This window comes from Telmatospirillum siberiense (assembly GCF_002845745.1).
Taxonomy (GTDB): Bacteria; Pseudomonadota; Alphaproteobacteria; order Rhodospirillales; family Magnetospirillaceae; genus Telmatospirillum; species Telmatospirillum siberiense.
Genome location: NZ_PIUM01000025.1, coordinates 31,630 through 47,024 on the forward strand (window position 1 = coordinate 31,630; position 15,395 = coordinate 47,024).

At 59.7% G+C, this 15,395-nt stretch carries 19 protein-coding genes; 18 read left to right on the forward strand and 1 reads right to left on the reverse strand.

Going from position 1 to position 15,395, the window contains the following annotated elements:
• The first annotated feature begins 92 nt into the window (after positions 1-92).
• From CWS72_RS18875 to CWS72_RS18915, 9 genes are all read left to right on the forward strand, one after another.
• The gene (locus tag CWS72_RS18875) at positions 93-515 is read left to right on the forward strand and encodes a hypothetical protein (protein ID WP_101252267.1); all 423 of its coding nucleotides are present in this window, start codon (positions 93-95) and stop codon (positions 513-515) included.
• Between the two features lie 99 nt (positions 516-614).
• Complete coding sequence (locus CWS72_RS18880) at positions 615-815, forward strand: hypothetical protein (protein ID WP_101252196.1); 201 nt, start codon at positions 615-617, stop codon at positions 813-815.
• Positions 816-1,465: 650 nt separating this feature from the next.
• Positions 1,466-1,795: a DUF736 domain-containing protein gene (locus CWS72_RS18885; RefSeq protein ID WP_101252197.1), complete on the forward strand. Its 330-nt coding sequence runs from the start codon at positions 1,466-1,468 to the stop codon at positions 1,793-1,795.
• A 67-nt stretch (positions 1,796-1,862) separates the two neighbouring features.
• Entirely contained in the window at positions 1,863-2,132 is a 270-nt protein-coding gene (locus tag CWS72_RS18890) for a hypothetical protein (RefSeq protein ID WP_101252198.1), read from the forward strand.
• A gap of 782 nt (positions 2,133-2,914) precedes the next feature.
• The gene (locus CWS72_RS28130) at positions 2,915-3,055 is read left to right on the forward strand and encodes a hypothetical protein (RefSeq protein ID WP_199175795.1); all 141 of its coding nucleotides are present in this window, start codon (positions 2,915-2,917) and stop codon (positions 3,053-3,055) included.
• Between the two features lie 299 nt (positions 3,056-3,354).
• Positions 3,355-4,170 carry a hypothetical protein gene (locus CWS72_RS18900; protein WP_101252199.1) on the forward strand — a complete coding sequence of 272 codons (816 nt, stop codon included), beginning with the start codon at positions 3,355-3,357 and terminating at the stop codon, positions 4,168-4,170.
• A gap of 128 nt (positions 4,171-4,298) precedes the next feature.
• On the forward strand, positions 4,299-7,022 hold the full coding sequence (locus CWS72_RS18905) for an AAA domain-containing protein (RefSeq protein ID WP_101252200.1): 2,724 nt from the start codon (positions 4,299-4,301) through the stop codon (positions 7,020-7,022).
• A 178-nt stretch (positions 7,023-7,200) separates the two neighbouring features.
• Positions 7,201-8,610, forward strand: coding sequence for a HEPN domain-containing protein (locus CWS72_RS18910; protein ID WP_101252201.1), 1,410 nt, complete (start codon positions 7,201-7,203; stop codon positions 8,608-8,610).
• 140 nt (positions 8,611-8,750) lie between these two features.
• Positions 8,751-9,785, forward strand: coding sequence for an HNH endonuclease (locus tag CWS72_RS18915; protein ID WP_241911807.1), 1,035 nt, complete (start codon positions 8,751-8,753; stop codon positions 9,783-9,785).
• Between the two features lie 475 nt (positions 9,786-10,260).
• On the opposite strand, the gene CWS72_RS18920 is transcribed toward CWS72_RS18915, so the two are convergent.
• Positions 10,261-10,500 (reverse strand): helix-turn-helix domain-containing protein, encoded by a 240-nt coding sequence (locus CWS72_RS18920; RefSeq protein WP_241911808.1) that lies wholly within the window; start codon positions 10,498-10,500, stop codon positions 10,261-10,263.
• Positions 10,501-10,722: 222 nt separating this feature from the next.
• Here CWS72_RS18920 and CWS72_RS18925 point away from each other — a divergent pair, with 222 nt between their 5' ends.
• The 9 genes from CWS72_RS18925 to CWS72_RS18965 all read left to right on the forward strand — a co-directional run bounded on the left by CWS72_RS18925 (position 10,723) and on the right by CWS72_RS18965 (position 15,375).
• Positions 10,723-10,986, forward strand: coding sequence for a DNA -binding domain-containing protein (locus tag CWS72_RS18925; protein WP_101252203.1), 264 nt, complete (start codon positions 10,723-10,725; stop codon positions 10,984-10,986).
• Between the two features lie 227 nt (positions 10,987-11,213).
• Positions 11,214-11,351 carry a transcriptional regulator domain-containing protein gene (locus CWS72_RS28460; RefSeq protein WP_420824078.1) on the forward strand — a complete coding sequence of 46 codons (138 nt, stop codon included), beginning with the start codon at positions 11,214-11,216 and terminating at the stop codon, positions 11,349-11,351.
• The gene (locus CWS72_RS18935; protein ID WP_101252205.1) at positions 11,293-11,958 is read left to right on the forward strand and encodes a DUF2285 domain-containing protein; all 666 of its coding nucleotides are present in this window, start codon (positions 11,293-11,295) and stop codon (positions 11,956-11,958) included. Before CWS72_RS28460 ends, CWS72_RS18935 begins: the two co-directional genes overlap by 59 nt.
• Before the next feature lie 187 nt (positions 11,959-12,145).
• Positions 12,146-12,385 (forward strand): helix-turn-helix transcriptional regulator, encoded by a 240-nt coding sequence (locus CWS72_RS18940; protein WP_101252206.1) that lies wholly within the window; start codon positions 12,146-12,148, stop codon positions 12,383-12,385.
• 9 nt (positions 12,386-12,394) lie between these two features.
• The gene (locus CWS72_RS18945; RefSeq protein WP_101252207.1) at positions 12,395-13,465 is read left to right on the forward strand and encodes a replication initiator protein A; all 1,071 of its coding nucleotides are present in this window, start codon (positions 12,395-12,397) and stop codon (positions 13,463-13,465) included.
• Positions 13,462-14,100: a ParA family partition ATPase gene (gene parA / locus CWS72_RS18950; RefSeq protein ID WP_101252208.1), complete on the forward strand. Its 639-nt coding sequence runs from the start codon at positions 13,462-13,464 to the stop codon at positions 14,098-14,100. The genes CWS72_RS18945 and parA overlap by 4 nt, the downstream gene beginning before the upstream one ends.
• A complete protein-coding gene (locus CWS72_RS18955) occupies positions 14,097-14,342 on the forward strand; it encodes a hypothetical protein (RefSeq protein ID WP_101252209.1) in 246 nt (81 codons plus the stop codon). Before parA ends, CWS72_RS18955 begins: the two co-directional genes overlap by 4 nt.
• Entirely contained in the window at positions 14,339-14,848 is a 510-nt protein-coding gene (locus CWS72_RS18960) for a DUF2840 domain-containing protein (RefSeq protein ID WP_101252210.1), read from the forward strand. Before CWS72_RS18955 ends, CWS72_RS18960 begins: the two co-directional genes overlap by 4 nt.
• Positions 14,845-15,375: a S26 family signal peptidase gene (locus CWS72_RS18965; RefSeq protein WP_101252211.1), complete on the forward strand. Its 531-nt coding sequence runs from the start codon at positions 14,845-14,847 to the stop codon at positions 15,373-15,375. The genes CWS72_RS18960 and CWS72_RS18965 overlap by 4 nt, the downstream gene beginning before the upstream one ends.
• Positions 15,376-15,395: the final 20 nt, after the last annotated feature.

Here is a 15,395-nt window from a genome sequence, read left to right on the forward strand (position 1 = left end):
CACCCACACCTTTCCGTTATACTTCGTCTCGCGCCGTGGTGGTGATGGTGGAAGGCGCGACCGTCGGATTTCATCTCACGGAGACCACCGCCATGTTCCTTTTCGCTCCTCTTCTCGTTCTCGGCGCCATCGGTTTTTTCTGCTGGTTGCTGTTCACCCTGGCCGTTTTCGCCCTGCCTTCCGTCGCGGGCGTCTATGCCGGCATCTGGGCCTATCACACAGGCGCTGGTGCCCTAGGCGCCATCGTCGTCGGGTTCGTCGCCGCCGGCGCGACCTTCGGCCTCGGGCAATTGCTGCTAATCTTCGTGCCCTGGGTCTGGGCGAAACTGCTGATCATCGCCGTCTATACCGCCCCGGCGGTGGTGGCGGGCTACAGCGCCACGCACGGCATCACCCTAATGGCAATGTCGTCGCCGGTCTGGCAGACGGTGTTCTCCGTCATCGGTGCCATCGCGGTCGGCATCACCGCCCTGCTGCGGATCAGTGGTATGGCGGCCTTCGCCGAACAACGGTGAAGCCCATCCAAACAGAGTGACATCTTACCGGTTACCACGCTTTAGACATCTTCGGCGCTATCGTGGTAAGGAGGGCCGAAAGGGAGCGAATGTTTTCAGATGACGACCACCACGAATTTGAGCGAGGAAGCCGTTCTAACGGCGGCGCGGGAGTTGATCGCCCGACGCGGTCCCGCCGCCAGGGACGAGGCGATGGCGCGGGTAGCCGACCTTGAGCGGCAAGGGAACTGGCCCGAGCATGCCCTTGCCATGCGAGTCCTGACCGTGGTGGAACGGCTGCTCGCCCCACCTGTCGCATAAAGGCGAGACGGCACCGCCCGGACAGCCGGGCAAAGCATTGCCGAAGCATCCACGCCACTCTTCGCCGCAACCCCAGGTCGCGGGACCGCCGGTGATCCGGCCGCTCTCTTCTCGTGGTCGTGATCGGCATGAATCGGAGCGGTTGGATCGCGCCTGGCTTGCTCCGGGCACGGATATAGCCCTCACCGAAGCGCTTGCACCTGCCCCACCAAGGCCATGACCAACAGCAAGGACGCGTGGGACGGGGCATTCTCTCCGGGGACCGTCAACCGGGCCCACCGGAATATCGTGGTCAGGACAGGGCAACAGAGATCGCCGGATCTTGCCGCCGGTTCCCCCACGGTGGCGACAAACCGCCATCGTCTCCATGACCGCCTCTGTCCTGTCGAGCGCTCCATACGGCCTCTCCGATGGGTGGATCTGGCCCAAGGGCAGCTAAAGCCTCGATCGCCTAAGGCGCAACCGCGCCGTTGAAACTTTCCTCCCCTGGGCTGTCGCCCATTCCTCGCGAGGCAAGAAAGTTCCCCCACCGCCGTCCTCCGCTCTGCTTCGGCCCCTCCAGGGTGCGCCGTCGATCGCCTTGGGCCGGGCGATCACCATCGAGGCCGCAATGGTGCGGGCTCGAAGACAAAGATCACGGAGACATCATCATGGCGACCATCGGCACCTTCAAGAAAACCGGCACCAGCGAATACACCGGCGAAATCGTCACCCTCAGCGTCCAGACCAAGAACGTCCGCATCGTCCCCGATGCCCGCGCCACCAGCGAGAACGCCCCGAGCCACCGCATCTACATTGGCCGGGTGGAGGTCGGGGCAGGCTGGTCCAAGCGCTCCACCGAGGGCCACGACTACCTCGGCCTGAAGCTGGACGATCCGAGCTTCAACGCCCCCATCTACGCCAACCTGGTCAGCGACGAGGAAGGCGACGGCTTCAGCCTCATCTGGTCCCGGCCGCAGGGCCGCCGCAACGGGAATTGAGGCACCCCGGCAACGCCCCGCCCCACCCCGGGCGGGGCATCGCCCCTCGAACGCAAAGGAACACACCATGAGCCGCCACGAACTGCCCCCTCGCGACGACGCCAACCGTCGCCTCGGCATTGCCATCGGCTGGGACCGCCCGCTCAACACCTATTTCGTCCAGGTCCTCGATCCGACCCGTGACGAGGAAGAGCCCGGCTTCGAAATCCTTTGGAAAGGCACCGCGTTCGGCGAGATCCTCTCAGTCGACGACGCCATCGCCCTGGTCGCGCCTTGGGCCGAGATCCCCACCGACTTGCGGGTCCTCCTGATCCTCGATCGCATCCGGACGGCGTGACCGTCGGAGGCCTGGCGCATCCTTTTGGATGCGCCAGGCCTCCTGAAACATCAGCCCGACGGCCATCAGCCATCTTCGCTTATATGTCTCCAACCTCCGCATCACCGCAGATCACGTCGCCGCGATAACGGCCACGGCATCGCTGACTCCGACTGCCCGCACGATCTCCGCCGCAGCCGCAATACAGCCTTTTCCTCACTCGCGACGAAACCGCCTCCCTTGACTCCGGAAGCGGGATATCGCGCCGAGAGCGACACGCTGGGGCGGGACCGGGATTGATGCGCAAGCGGGCGCCATCGGCGTCCGCCGTCAAACTGCCAAAGCCGTTTCCGCGAGCGGAGCCTCGGCTTTTCGTTTGTCCGCGGCCTCTTGCCGACGGCGCTTTCGAGGCGCATCCCGCCCGCTCCAGGGTGTCGCGCCTAGGCCGATCGGATCTCAACGCTCCCCAGCGTCCCGATCGGGCGAATTTCTCGGAGGGGTCCACCGGCGAAAGGCCGGTCGCGCCGGAACAGCGTCCTGGCGGGCGGGCCCCATCTCAAACAACCGAACCTCCCCCAACACCCTGTCTGCTCAGACCTTCCCATCCTGGCATGCGAAAGCAAGACGCCTCGAGGCCGTGCGGCCCCCCCCCATTTTGTTGGAGAAGTTTTGTCTTCGACGGCCTCCAACAAAATCGTCACCTCCGCGCGCCGGCTTGAAGCCGGTCGCTGGCGCGAACCTCGACCCATCCCGTTTCCGCATGGCCGCGGACGTCATCTTTCACTTCCGTTGAGGAGATGACGATGATCACGCTCGAACAGCATATCGAGGAACTGCGCGCCGAACTCCGCTGGTGCGATTCCAAGGAACGGCGCCAGATCGAACGCGAACTCCAGGAAGCCCGCGACGAACTCGCCCGCCTCCTTTCCAGGGAGCCGCGATAACGGCTCCGACGCGATCCGCTCCAGCTCATCTGGGGCGGATCGCTCATCGCTTCGCGATTTTATTCGCCCCGCCCCAAACCCCTCCCCCCCGGAAGGGGCTTTGTCCTGCCGGAGGCTTTCAAGCTGGCGACGGCAGAGCCACGAACGGATCGATCCTCGGCACCCCCAACGGCTCGAAATGCTGGAGGTCGCGAGTCAGGATCGTCGCCCCAGCCGAGCCGGATCTACCGGTTCTCGGCCGTCGATGCTTCTGCTAAGAAATCTTCCGGATGGTCAAGATTCAATAAGAGCAGGATCGCATGGGACACCAGACGCCTCAAAATCCCTACTCCGACAGGCACCGGGATGATTTCGACAAGAGCACCATCGCCGCGGTGGCCAAACGCTCGGCGTTTCAATGCACGATCTGTTCAGCGGTCACTGTGGGGGCGAGCGCCGAAGCGCCAAACGCCGTCATAAACGTCGGCGTAGCCGCACACATTGCCGCCGCTTCGCCAAGGGGCCCCCGCTACGACCCATCAATGACTCCAACACAGCGGTCGGGCATCGAGAACGCCATCTGGCTCTGCCAGACCCATGCCAAGTTAATTGATGACGACTGCGTCGAATGGACATCCGCAAGGCTTCATTACATTAAACGGGATCATGAACAATCTGTGCGGCTTTTGATCGGCATCCCGCGAAAGGCTGCTTCGTCTCAGCCGGAAACCCAGTCAATCGCCCAGGAATATGCCTTTGCCGTCATTCGAGCGCTGACTCCTGCTTACAAGGCGATCCTCGCCCCGATGCTTCAGGATCGAAATCTTGGAGACGACAGCGAGGTCGGAATCTTGATGGCCGGTTCACCAATGAACGGCACGGAAATGGCCGAACGGGCGACGCCATGGACAGTGTTCGTCAAGCCGGCTTGGCTAAAGTGGGTTTTGCAAGGTCACGGCGCTGGGTTCGGCCTACCGGGTGAAGTTCCGCCCGACCAGATCTATGGTAAGATTCCCGGATGGCCTGACGAGTTCTTTGAATTTCTGGCGGCCATCGTAGAGACAGAAACAACGTTCGAGTGGCAGAGAATTCTGGCGGGATACCTCGTCCTCGCGCAGTGTCCAGGTCGCGCTTGACTGCCGATCCGACGTTGATGATGTTGCCAATACAGACCATTATGCCGAGATGGTGTCATGTGAGAGTTTCGAATCATTGGATTCGTATTCTGACACCATGGTTGATGTTCTTATGCTTTGAGTAGTTCATGGACACGGGTCATATAGTTTCCATCTGCGTGAACGGTGAAGACAAAACCAGGCAAATCAGCGACTGGGAGATATGGTGGGGTGATAAAAAGAATGAGTTGATGCTGACTTGCCATTTTCCCTCCGGTAAGTCTTATTTTCGCCCACTCAACGAGTGCAAAATCACCCCCATCAGGGAATTTCAAGGAACGTTTATTACAAAAAAGGGGAGTGTGGTGCTAAGCGCCGTCGACAAAGCGGTAGTCTACGGTGAGAAGTATGCCGTTGTTCAGTATCCCGGGAATCAAAAAGTTTACATAATGAACGTGGACGGTATCGAGTTCTTCCCGACGACGACAATCAAGGATGAGGCGATATTCCGCTATTTCGTTTCTGTGGCAAAAGCCCGGGAAGAGCAGGCAAAACCCCAGGACAAGAAGCAGATTGCCGAAAATGTGCTGCACCAACTGGAAAGGGTGCTTCCTCACGCGGACACCGCGCTGCATGCCTACTGCACGGGACGGAATCGACCGCAGGAACGGGCGGAAAACTTTATCTACCCTTTCGGTATCAACGAAAGCCAGCTCAGGGCGGTGGAGCAGGCCTTTACCTCGCAAATCAGTCTGATCGAAGGCCCCCCTGGCACGGGGAAAACTCAGACGATATTGAATATCATCGCCAATATCGTGTTGCGTGGAAAAAACGTTGCTATCCTGTCCAATAACAATGCTGCGGTGGAAAACGTTTATGAAAAGCTAGGCAAGGCCGGGCTGGATTACCTGGTCGCCAAGCTGGGTAATGCGGAGAACCGCAAGGACTTTTTCGCTGGCGCACCCGCCATACCATCGGGAGACCCCGCGCCAGCACCTGCCATGCATCGTATCCAAGCTGTCCTACAGCAGTTGAAGCAGTCTCTGCATACCCGGAACGCGGTAGCGCGGCTCCAGGCCGAGATCGACGAATTGACGATAGAGCGAGGTTATCTGCGTCAATGGCAGGAGGAAAACGGAGTGGAAGCGCCGGCTCCTCTGGACAAATACAAGCTGTCTCCACGGAAAACCGCGGACCTGTTGGCTTATTTGGCTCATCTTGCCGAACGTCGCATCCGGCTCAAGGATAGAATCGAACTGCTGCTCGATTTCTGGATCTTGCGCACGAAACCCTTTGGTGATTGGGAAAAGCGCAAGTCCGTGATTTATGCCTTGCAACTTCACTATTACGATACGGCACTGCAGGAGAAAGATTCAGCGTTAACGGCGTATCGGGAAAAATTGAAGCGTGGCAACTTCGATGCATTGCTGGATGATTTGACCACCTGCTCGATGACGCATCTGAAATGCTACCTCCATCAGCATATCCCGAACCAGGAAACATTCGATTCAGAAAATTACCGTAAGAATTTCGATGCCTTTTTGAAGCGTTATCCGATTATTGGCAGCAGTACGCATTCTGTCGTCAACTCGATCGGCCGCGGTGCGATTCTCGATTATGTCATCATCGACGAGGCCTCGCAGCAGGACATCGTCCCGGGGATACTGGCGCTGGGTTGCTCTAGAAACCTGATCATCGTTGGTGACAGAAAGCAGCTTCCGCACATTCCGGCGAATCTGGGTATTGTCCCTCCAGCCGAATTCTACGATTGCGACAAATACAGCCTACTCGATTCGTGCGTCGGAATTTTCAATGATTCGATCCCGACGACGCTGCTGAAAGAGCATTATCGGTGTCACCCCAAAATCATCCAGTTCTGCAATCAGCAGTTTTACGACAACCAGCTCATCCCGATGACGCAAGACTCTGGCGAAAAGGCGTTGAAGCTGCTTGTCACAGCCAAGGGAAACCATACGCGAAGCTACTCGAATCGGAGAGAGTTGGATTCACTGCTCGAGACGCTCAAATGTGACAGAGAGAACGAATGGGACAGCGAGAACGGCAGAGGATTCATCGCCCCATACAACGCGCAAGTCTCTCTCTCGCGCACGCACCTGCCGGCTGATTTCGTCAAGGACACCGTGCATAAGTTCCAGGGTAGGGAGTGCGACGAAATTGTCTTCTCCACCGTACTGGACAAGAAGCGCAGTAGCCAGAGAGGCCTGAGCTTCGTGGATGATCCCCATTTGGTCAATGTGGCGGTATCGAGAGCCAAGAACCGATTTACCCTAGTGACGGGCGACGATGTTTTTGCCACGAATAATGGGCATATTGCCGCATTGGTGCGTTACATCGAGTACTACGCGGATGAAACGCAGATCCATCGCGCCCTTGTCGTTTCGGCCTTCGACCTGCTCTACAAGGAATACGATCAATCTCTGGAAAGGCTCAACACCAGATTGCGCCCCAGCGACTCGCGATTCAAGTCCGAGCAGATCGTGGCACAGATACTGCGCGACGTGTTGTCTCAGGAGCCTTATCGGGCGATGACGTTCCACTCCCAGATCGCCCTGATCCAGTTGGCCTCATCGGCCAACACGGCATTGACGGAGCGAGAACGAGACTTCATGAGAAACCGCGCCAGTTGCGATTTTGTGCTTTATTTCAGGGTGGGTAAAACACCGCTGGGAGTGATCGAGGTCGATGGCGGGTGTCATGACACGGTGCGGCAGACTGAGCGAGACGCACTGAAAGACAGTATCCTGAAGAAGAGCGAGATCCCGTTGCTTCGATTGCAAACCGTCGAGAGCCACATCGAAAAAAAGGTCGCGGAGTTTTTGACCCAGTGGACAAGCAACGCTCGAACCGTTTGAGGGAAATGGACTCCTTTCAAGCTACCACTCACGCCACGCCTAGGATCTCGACTTGATCGATTGATTCGGGATAGGCTACGCGCGTAACCCTTCGGCGTGCGTGCCGACGGAAAAGGTGACGAAACAACTCCGCGCATTGTTGTTTGGGCCGAAAGCCCAACGGGGGATTTGAAGACGCATGACGAGCGCACTCGGCAATCTTTCGGTCACGCTCGGCAAGAAGCTCAAAGCCTCGGATGATTTCCTGAAGGGCAAGCACAACCTGCTTGCGCAGTTCGACAGCGTCGACGATCTGGTCACTGACGAAACCAAGGTCTCCGACGGAGACCGCGCTGCGATCGAGCATCACATCTTGCAGCTGCGCGCTGCTATAGCGCGCACCCTCTGGTCGCAAGAGTTCTACATCGGCCGGTCGCTGCTTGATGACTATATCCTACATGCCGCCAAAACCGGTGGTGGCAACGTGCCTGCACGTGTCATCGCAGGCCTTGCCGCGGCGGGAGCCGATCGGCCAGGCTTTGTCCTTTATCCCCTGACGGGTTTCGGCATGGAAATGCCGGCGATCTTCGCGAAGGAGAGCAACCTTCGCTCCGAGGCTATCTTTCGCACCGCCGGCTTCGCCGTCAGCACGCAAAGCAACTCCTTCGAGTCCGCTGCGGCGAGCGTCCAGAGAATGGCTCACGGTCTCGGCATCCGCCAGCGGATTGACAAATGGGATCTCCGCCACTTCGCCTACAGCGCGAGATGGTTCGGAAAGAACCCTCTCATGCTGGTACGCATCACCTCATTCACCGGGGACATGTACGAAAACCAGTTCATCTACGCACTGAAGATCCGGGTCGCGGCGGCGCACCTCCTGATGATGCACGCCCTGTCGCTCGAGGCTGTAGGCCAGCTTGAGCGCTATCGAACGTCTTCTTTCGTCAACAATTTCGAGACACTCGACATCGCTCATTATCTGATCGGCGAAGCCATTCGCGGACGTCCAATCTCGACCCGTCGTGTGCCCATGAACGTGTCCCCGCTTGAGCTCGCGCGACTGTCAGATGTCTCGGCCACGCTCTCGACGGCGGCACTCGCCACTTCGCGTATGAAACGCCTCCTGCCACAGGTCACGCGCGCTTTGAACACCGTCGAGCGCGGTTATTTCCTTCACGTCAACATTGCGACGAAATCGAAGCCCGAAAACCGGCTCTACCGGCGTCTGGTGACCGCCTTGGATTGGTTTCGTCAGTCTTTCAGCGCTCGTGCCAATGAGTCAGAGGCGATTGTGGCGCTCGCGGTTGCGTTCGAAACCCTGCTCACCGATCAGTATGCGTCTGCGATCGCCCAAAGGCTACGCCGCCGCGTCGGTATCTGCATGAAGGGTGTGCCGGGACTAGCTGGATACCAGGACAGCGTCCAGGCGGTCTACTATGCACGCAGCTCGATCGTGCATACCGGAGAACCAGACCACGCGACCGATATTCAACGTGCGCAAGTCGCCTTTACGCGCTGCTTCTGTGCGGTCGCAGAAAGGCTCGCCAGCTGGACACCAACCGCAAACAATGCGATGGGTACTCTGCTGGGTGATGTTGCCGGAAGCTGAAGCGTGGCCTTTCGGAATGTCTTTGGCGAGCCTCGAGTTCAAGGCAAAAAGAACCGGCTGGCGGCCGATACGAAGCGCTCGAGTCTTGATCATATTTCGGGGTTCAATGATCAGGGCTACCGTCTAATTATAATGGTGCCATGGCCGACATGAGTGATATTCATCGCTGTATCTTCTGTTTGGAACTGCGTCCTGGTAGCGAGGAGCATGTTTTTCCGCTTGCGATCGGCGGCACTCTAACCACAGACCGCGTTTGCGTGGATTGTAACTCTACACTGGGCAGCCGCGTGGACTCTGTTCTTTGCGATGATCTTCCCATACGGAGCCGTCGCGCTCAGCTTGGTTTAGCTGGCAACAGCGGGAAGCTTCCAGCTACCCACGATATCCTTCTCGGTATTGCCTCGTTGGCCGGAAATCCCGATCGAAAAGTTCACACGACATTCAACGAAGCCTCTGGCCAGTTGGAAATCAGAACAATTCCCCACGAAACCGATATCGTGTTGCCTGATGGAACCAAAGCTTGTCAGGTAATCATCGATGAAAGGGATAGAGGTCAGATCCCAAAAATTATACAGAGAGTTCTAAAGAGGCACGATCTGCCACCATTGAGTAATGAGCAGATGGAGGTGGAGCAAAAAAAATACACTGAAGAAACCTTAATAACAGAGGAGAGACCTCAGGTTGTCAAGACTTTTGTGTATAGTTTTGCCTTTCTACGCCATGCAATAATCAAGATTGCCTATGAGCTTGCATGTCTATGGCTTGGTGATGATTATTTGGATGATCCAACTGCTGCGGAATTGCGAGCGGCAATCCGAGCCGACGATCCAGCCTCGACGGACGGCCTGCCGGGGTATGTTGGGCCAGCCGAGGATTGCAATGTTTTCGCCCAGTGGCTGCCGAATGCAGATCATCATCTTGCCTACTCGCAAGTTACACATGACGGCATAGGAATTGCTGTGCGCATTTTTGACGTCTATGCAGCTGTCGTCTGGGTCTCGAAAGATGCATCTCGATATGCTCACATAAACCAAAGAGACGTTCTTCGTTTTCTTGTTATTGATGCCGTAACCGGAGAAAAGCATGAGACATCCTGGGAACAAGAGGTCATCCGGATTGCTCAGCTGATGGACGAATACCAGCGCTACCCTCCATTCCCAGATCCCTTGTCCTAAGTCAGAGCCGCCACTGTGAATATCATTACGTCCATCTCCCTGGCCACCATAGCCCCGGCGTGCTGAACGGCCTTGATGCCGGCGGCAATATGATCGGCCATCGAGAACATCAAGACCGAGATCGGAGTGGCCACGCGGAAGTTTGGCCCATTCCTAAGGTACAAAGCACCCACTGGCCTCGAGCAACTCTTGGCTTGCCTGACTGCCTTGGTTAGCCTGACGGGTGACTACGCCAGAGAACCATCTCTTCGCTCCAACGAGGCAACGGCGGTTGAGTGTCCCCGTTTTCATCGTTTCGTTTACGAAGCCGCCCTTCCGCCGTTGGCCCGCACTTGCCATAGGCGGAACGTTTGTTCCTCTTGCCGACGGAGTGGAAGCAAACCGGCAGTTCGTCACCCAACCCCGGCATCCTAACTGTGCCGCCACCGCGTTGATCGGTTTCGCCCTGCCCCGGCGACATCCCTTTTGATCGCGGTTACGATCGAGGGTCAGCCTCGGCCATGTCGCCGCCCTCTTTCGGCAGTGCTCGCCGTAGCAAGTCCGCCGCTTCGACGTTCAATGCCTCCGCCAGCCGACCCACGACATCGATGCTGGCCCCATAGACGCATCGCTCGAGGGCGCTGATATAGGTGCGGTCGATCGCCGCCCGATGCGCAAGCTCCTCTTGCGACAGACCGCGCGCCTGTCGGTAGATGCGCAAATTTCGGGCCAGCACCTCTCGAATCTCCATACCATGGAGAGCGCCGCATTGTAGAGTATTTCACCACGGAGTATTTTCTACAAAATGCGATCCGCCTTCCGGAAACGAAAGTGGAAATGCCTCCGGTTATCCGCGTCAGCGACCAACGTGATGCAGAAAATGCATCGCCAAAAGGCCGTATCTCCGGGAAAAATACGTGATAAAATCGTGCAAAATAAATCTTGAGGGAAGCCGGGCATGACGATGCCAGCCTTTGAAGACCGCCCGCCGGACGGTCTGCGGGTCACGCCTTATGATGAACGCCACTTGGCGACCTATGTCAGGTTATTGGACGCCGACGCCGATGGCGCCGATTGGCGTGAAGCCGTTTCCATCATCTTCGGCCTCGATCCCTCGCAAGAACCCGAACGCGCTAAAGCCGTCCATGACAGCCATCTGGCGCGGGCTCGCTGGATGACCACGGTCGGCTATCGCTACCTGCTGGAGCCGCGCCTGCAATAGCCGCCCACCGCAATTTTGCTGGCCCGGAGGCCGGACATTGCGCGGATTATCGTCGTACGCGATGCAACCTATAGGTATTCCATTTCTAAACATTTCCCGGAATATGAAGCTATTCCTGTTCGACTGTCCGAACGCTTCGAAAGCGGAGGCTCCTCATGCCGACCCCTTTTTGGACGTCCAAGGAAACCTTGGACCGATTGAATGGCCTTGACCGCCCCGGCTTCGCCATGGAATTCCTGCGTCGTAATCCCGAATACCGGAACGATTGCATCCGTGTCCTGAACCGGGCCGGGCAAGGAAAGGCCGATGCGATCACCGCAAGGTCGGATTTCGCCCGCCGATGGGGGGTACGATTTTGTCCATGACCCCGAACTTCCGTCCGACAGCCAGCCGGTCATCTGGTGCCCGGAGATCGCTCCCGGCACGGTGATTTTCATCCCTGCGCCGGAAGGCTTCGATGGCGTGACCCCGCTTGATCTGCCGTTCGGCACCGCGCGCATCGCCGAGTACCGGAATGGCGAAGATTGCCATCTGATCCTTGCCGATACCGAGGGAGCTCATCGCTTATGGCTGCACAGCACTGAGACCTTGCGCCGCCCCGCCATTCTCCTGCCGCTCGACACTGCGTTCGACCTGCGTGTCGAGGCGATGGAGCGCCTCTATCGGCGCTTGCGTGGCCGTCCCGCCGGGCCGTTGCCCCGCGCTCTGCAATTGACCACCATGCGGCGGGCACGGCTCATTTTGCTCCTGCACACTCTCGATTTCCGTCTCGCCGGGGCCAGCCCGCGTGAGATCGCTGCCGCCCTTCTCGACAAAGAGGCGGCAGCTCTGCCGGCCATCGAATGGAAAAGCTCGGCAACGCGGCGCAAGGCCAACCACCTGATCCACGACGCCCAGGCCCTAATGAACGGCGGCTATCTCAAGCTGCTGTGGAACAGGCGCTCGGGCTCGGCAGACGGCAAAACCCGTTAGGCAAACTCACCGCTCTCTTCGAACGCCATTGACGTTTTGGCGGCGGTTGTTTCTCGACGCCTGACGAAGGGGGACACAAAAGTCCCCACGAATCTTCGTCCTCCTCCCCCGCCCGCTTTCTTCGCCACCGTGATCCCGTCACGCCGCCATCGATCGGCGGCTTCCTGGACCCACACGGAGGCATATCATGCACGCGGACACCGCAGCGCGTTTCGTCAGAACCCATGAGGCCGCGCGCTTGCTCGGCCTGTCGGCCCGCACCCTGGAAAAATACCGCTGCCACGGCACCGGCCCGGTCTTCCGCAAGCTAGGGGGACGGGTCGTCTATGCTATCGACGACCTGGACGCTTGGGCCGATCAATCCGCCTGCCGCTCGACCTCGGACCCACGCTACGACCAGGCCCGCCTCGCCGGCCGGGCTCGCTGAGACGCCGCCATGTCCGCCCGTCTCGATCCAGCCGCACGTCGGCAACTCGAATTGTTCCATGCGCTCCCCGGCGATCTCGCGCCACGGGACGCGCAGGATCTCATGGCCTATCCCTTCTTCAATCTTTCCAAATCCCACCGGATCGCGCCGATCGATTATCGATCCGGCGATATCGTCATCCGCGTCGAGGCCGTGCCCGAACACGGCATGGCGACCATCTGGGATGCCGATATCCTCATCTGGGCCGCCAGCCAGATCGTCGAGGCGCGGGACACCGGCTTGCGCACCTCCCGCCTGATGGCGGCAACGCCCTACGAAATCCTGACCTTCATCGGCCGCGGCACGTCGTTGCGCGATTATCTGCGCCTCAAGGCGGCGCTCGACCGCCTGCAATCGACGACGGTGGCGACATCGATCCGCCAACCGTCCGAGCGGCGGATGCATCGCTTTTCCTGGATCAACGAATGGACGGAACGGACCGACGGCCATGGCCGCCCGGCCGGTATCGAACTGATCATCCCCGACTGGTTCTATCGCGCCATCCTCGACGATGCGCTGGTGCTGACCATCGATCGGGCCTATTTCAGGCTGAGCGGCGGTCTGGACCGCTGGCTCTATCGTCTGGTGCGCAAGCATGGTGGACGCCAGGAGTACGGCTGGCGGTTCGATTTTCGTCACCTGCATCTGAAATCCGGCAGCCTGTCGCCGTTCAAACGCTTCGCCTTCGAACTGCGCGACATCGTCCGCCGGCAACCGCTTCCCGGCTACAGCCTGACCCTCGAATTCGAACTGGGCGGTCGTCTGCTGCTGGCGTTCGAACCCTGTGGAAAACCGGTGGAAGCGCTCGTGCTATCGGGAACCGGCACTATCGTGCCATCGGGAACCCGACTATCGTGCTATCAGGAACCGAAACCGCCCTTAACGCGCGGAAATAAAAAGAGAAATCGCGCTCCTAACTTAGACTCTAACAGTGATTCTAACTTTCTTGTTGTTGGCGCGGTGGAAAACGCCGGGACGGATGCCGGTCCGCAACCTGCGTTCGACCTGCCCGCTCCGTCCAATCCGGGGAGGGCGTCATGATCGTCGCTCTGCTCAATCAGAAGGGCGGCGTCGGCAAAACAACGCTGGCCCTGCATCTCGCCGGAGCCTGGGCAAGGCTCGGCAAGCGCGTCACCTTGATCGACGCCGACCCGCAAGGTTCGTCCCTCGACTGGTCCGAACAGCGGGCGCGCCAGGGCGTATCCCGGCTGTTCGGTGTCATCGGTCTGGCCCGCGACACCCTGCACCGTGAGGCCCCCGAACTGGCCCGCGATGTCGATCATATCGTCATCGATGGACCGCCACGCGTCGCCGGTTTGATGCGCTCGGCGTTGCTGGCCGCCGACCTGGTGCTGATCCCGGCGCAACCCTCGCCGTTCGACGGCTGGGCTTCGGGCGAGATCCTGAAACTGCTCGGCGAAGCGCGGATCTTCCGTCCGCAGCTCGCCGCCCGCTTCGTGCTCAACCGCTGCGGCGCCCGCACCGTCATCGCCCGCGAAACCGCCGAAGCTTTAGCCGAGCATGACCCGCCAGTGCTGCGGGCCACCATCGGCCAGCGGGTCGTTTTCGCCGATGCGCCGCAGTCCGGACGGCTGGTATTCGAGATCGACGAAGACAGCCTAGCATCCGATGAGGTCGCCGCGTTTGCTGCCGAAGTGGCGAGGATCGCGCCATGACGACCGGGAGCCGGAAACGTACTTTCGTCACCCGTCCCGGTGACGCCGAAAGCTGGGTAAAGGCGCCGGACCAGCCGCCGCGCTCCGCTGCGGGATTCACCGCTCGCCTGACCATCGACATCACGCCGTCATTGCGCGGCCGCATCAAGGTCATCGCCTTCCGGCGCGGCATCACCGTCGCCGACATGCTGCGCGATCTGTTGGCCCGCGAGTTTCCCGATAGCCAAGGAGAGTCCCCATGACCGGCATCGCACCGCCCGCCCGTCCGATTGTGCGTGACGTGGCGGCCAGCCTGACCCGCGTCGAACTGACCTGGGTCGAAAAGCAAATCGAGAACTGGATCCGCTTCGGCCGCGTGGTCGAGGATAAGGTTCTCGACCGCCGCCGACGCGTCGTCGGTTTCGCGCCGAACAGCCTTTTCGCCTTTGTCCGCTGGACGTCCAACGACTACGGCACCGTCAGCTCGCGCATCGACATCGTTCGCGCCATCACACTGGGCGAGCGCTATCAGACGCTGCCCTTCGTGCGGCCCGGTGGCGACATCCTCCTGCATATCAACGGTTGGCCGAAGGTCGAACGAGTGCTGCAAGCCATCGACGCGGTGGAAGGTCTCGGGCTAGATCCAGCCGACGCCGCGCCCGATCACTGGCGGCATGTCCACAACCGCCTGACCGCCGGCCATCAGCCGCGCGCCTATACGCGCGAACGGCACGACGCTTGGTTGCTGCGCCGGAGCGTCGCGCCATGACACGCTTCGGCTGGGTGATGTCGACCTATTTCGCGGTCCTGACCATTGGTGGTTTGGCCTTCGTCCATCCAACGCCCCGGCTGTTGTGGAATGCTACCGCCAGCACGCCGACCGGGCTCTATGTCCTGCAGCCGGTGCGCATTCCGCATGTCGGCGATCTGGTGGCCGTGTTGCCGCCGGAGCCGGTCGCCCGCTTCCTGGCCGAAGGCCGCTATCTGCCCCAGCACGTGCCGCTGCTGAAGCAGGTCGCCGCGGTGCCGGGGCAAACCGTCTGCCGTTTTGGTCGCACCGTGACCGTCGAGGGTGTGGTGATCGGTCAAGCGCACGAGCGCGACAGCCGGGGCCGTGATCTGCCGATCTGGCGCGGCTGCCGCACGCTCACCAACAGCGAAATCTTCCTGCTCAACCGGCATCCCGACAGCCTGGACGGCCGCTATTTCGGCCCGCTGCCCGCCGCGGCGATCATCGGTCGCGCGGTGCCGCTGTGGCTCGATCGTTCTCCCGCCACTCTGCCGCCGGCCGACTGATTTCCCTTCCAACTGCAAAC